Source organism: Nocardiopsis sp. TNDT3, from assembly GCF_003427465.1.
Lineage (GTDB): Bacteria > Actinomycetota > Actinomycetes > Streptosporangiales > Streptosporangiaceae > Nocardiopsis > Nocardiopsis dassonvillei.
Genome location: NZ_QPFC01001422.1, coordinates 1 through 2,533, shown reverse-complemented (window position 1 = coordinate 2,533; position 2,533 = coordinate 1). Strand labels below are relative to the sequence as shown.

The 2,533-nt window shown below is 74.6% G+C and carries 2 protein-coding genes and 1 pseudogene; 1 reads left to right on the top strand and 2 read right to left on the bottom strand.

Annotated features, from left to right (window positions below):
* Positions 1–125: 125 nt before the first annotated feature.
* Positions 126–716, bottom strand: coding sequence for an NUDIX hydrolase (locus DQW06_RS28475; RefSeq protein ID WP_013154806.1), 591 nt, complete (start codon positions 714–716; stop codon positions 126–128).
* Positions 717–2,204, bottom strand: a complete 1,488-nt coding sequence (locus tag DQW06_RS28470) for a zinc-dependent metalloprotease (RefSeq protein ID WP_071622685.1) — start codon at positions 2,202–2,204, stop codon at positions 717–719.
* 123 nt (positions 2,205–2,327) lie between these two features.
* On the opposite strand from DQW06_RS28470, the pseudogene DQW06_RS28465 reads away from it, so the two are divergent.
* Positions 2,328–2,533: pseudogene (locus tag DQW06_RS28465) on the top strand (NAD-dependent dehydratase); the annotation flags it as partial.

The following is a 2,533-nucleotide window of genomic DNA, read 5'->3' as shown; positions in this document are numbered from 1 at the left end:
CGGCGCCCCGGACTCCGGGGTGCCGCGGGGATCGCTGGAACCCGTGACCGGTGCGGGGCCGTCGTGTGCCGTGGGACCGCAGGAACGGGGCTGGCGACCGCTCCAGCGCGCCGCCGCGTTCCAGGTCAGCGCGTGCCCGGGTCCGTGCTCGGGGGGCGGGCGGACGCCCGCAGGCGGCGCCCCACCGCCTCGGCCGCTGCGCGCACCAGCGAACGGCACACCTCGTCGGAGGGCTCGGGCAGGTCGTCCACCGGGAACCAGCCCAGGTCGGCCGACTCGTCGGGGTCGCGCACCAGCACCGCGTCCTCGGGGGCGACCGCCGCGTACTGCACGTCCAGGTGGAAGCTGCCGCCCCCGCAGGGCACCGCGTGGCGGTCCAGCCCGACGGGCTCGGGCAGCAGGGTGAGCCCCCTGATGCCCGACTCCTCGGTGGCCTCGCGCAGCGCCGCCGCGCCCAGGGTGGCGTCCTCCGGCTCGCAGTGCCCGCCGGTCTGCAACCAGATCCGGTGGATCCGGTGCAGGGTGAGCACCGCCCGCGAGCCGTCGGCGGAGATGATCGCCGTGCTGGCCGTCACGTGGCCGGGCAGGCAGGAGCGCCACATCCCGTCCCCGTGCGCGTCCAGGTGGTCGAGGTAGGAGCGGCGCAGCTCCTCCTGCCGGGCGTCGGGCGCGGTCCACGCGTCCAGCACCGCCCGGGCGTCCGCGTGCAGCGACACCTACGCGCCCTCTCTCCGGTCGTCGTCCCCGTCGCCGTCCCGGTCACCGCCGGGGGCGCCCTCGTCGGAAGGCCCCTCCCCGGACGCGTCCCCGTCGGTCCCCGCCCTCTCCCGGCCGGGAGCGTCCCCGGTCAGCGAGGAGATGTCGAAGTCGGCGTCGCCGAACCCGTCACCGCCCCCGCGCACGAAGGCCTCGGGATCGTCCAGGTCGTCGCCGGTGGGCATCAGGTCCGGGTGCTCCCAGACCGCGTCCCGGCCCTCCACACCGCGCGCCTCCTCCAGGGCGGACCACAGCGCGGACGCCTCGCGCAGGCGGCGCGGGCGCAGCTCCAGGCCGACCAGGGCGGCGAACGTGTGCTCGGCGGGCCCGCCGGTCGCCCGGCGGCGCCGGGTCGCCTCGGCCAGGGCGTCCGCCTGCGGCAGACGGCCCGACACCGCGGACGAGACCACGGTGGCCACCCAGCCCTCGATCAGCGCCAGGGTGGTCTCCAACCGGGCCAGCGCCGCCTTCTGCTGCGGGGTGTCCTCGGGCTGGAACAGCCCCTCGCCCCCGACACCGCCCAGGGCCTCCTGGAGCGCCTCGGGGTTGGTGAGGTCGATCTCGCCGAGCCGGTCCTCCAGGCCGCTGATGTCGAAGGACATCCCGTCCGCGTACTCGTTGACCAGCCGGGACACGTGCGAGCGCAGCCACGGCACGTGCGAGTACAGCCGGTGCACGGCCGCCTCGCGGGCGGCCAGGTACAGGCGCACCTCGTCCTCGGGGACCTCCAGGCCCTCGCTGAAGCGCGCCACGCCGGAGGGCAGCAGCGCCGCACGGCCCTCACCGGCCAGGGGCAGTCCGATGTCGGCGGTGCCGACCACCTCGCGGGACAGCTCGCCCACGGCCTGGCCCGCCTGGCGGCCGACCATCATGCTGCCCATCTGCTGGATCATGCCCAGCAGCGGACCGGCCACGGACCGCATCTCCTCGGGCAGGTTCTGCCCCATCGACCGGACGGTCTTGCTGGTCAGCGGGTCGCACAGCTGCGCCCACGAGTCCATCGTCCGCTCGATCCACTCCGACCGGCTCCAGGCCTGGGCGGTGTGGACGCCCGACGGCAGGTCGGTAGCCTGGTCGAGCCACAGGTCGGCCAGGCGCAGGGCCTCCTCGACCCTGGCGTAGTCGGACGCCGGAACGCTCGGGTCGCCCTCCTGGGCGACCGTCTGGCGCGCGACGTCCTTGGCCATGTCCCAGTTCACACCGGACGACGACCTCTGGTCGCCGCCGGAACCGGGAGCGGGGCCGGGTTGGGCCGACATCATGTCGGCGAACTGACGCAGCATGTTGGCCATCTGCTGCGGGTCGCCGAACGGGAAGCCGTCCGGCGTTCCGGATCCTCCTCCGCCCGGGCCGCCGCTGCCGGCACCCGAGCCGGAGTCGCCAGAACGGCGTCCGGACTCGTCATCGGGATCGTTCGGCATGCTGAAACCGAATGGCAGGTCGCTCACAATCAGACCTCAGGCAGGATTAGGTTTGGTCTCCACTGTCACGTTAGCTGGGAGTCGCCCGGAGTGAATACCGAAAGCAGCCAGGTTCGCCCAGAGCACAGCCCCTCCGAGGGAGCGGGCACGGTGGTCGCTGTCACCGGTGCCGCCTCCGGGGTGGGCCGGCTCCTCGTGCAACGCCTGGCCGCGCCGGAGAGTTCCGCGCGCCTGCGTGAGGTCGTCGCCATCGACGCCGAGCTCGCCGACCTGCGCGGCGTCACCTGGCGCATCGCCGACGTGTGCGACCCCGGGCTGGTCTCCCGCCTCGGCGGGGTGGACGTGCTCGTGCACAC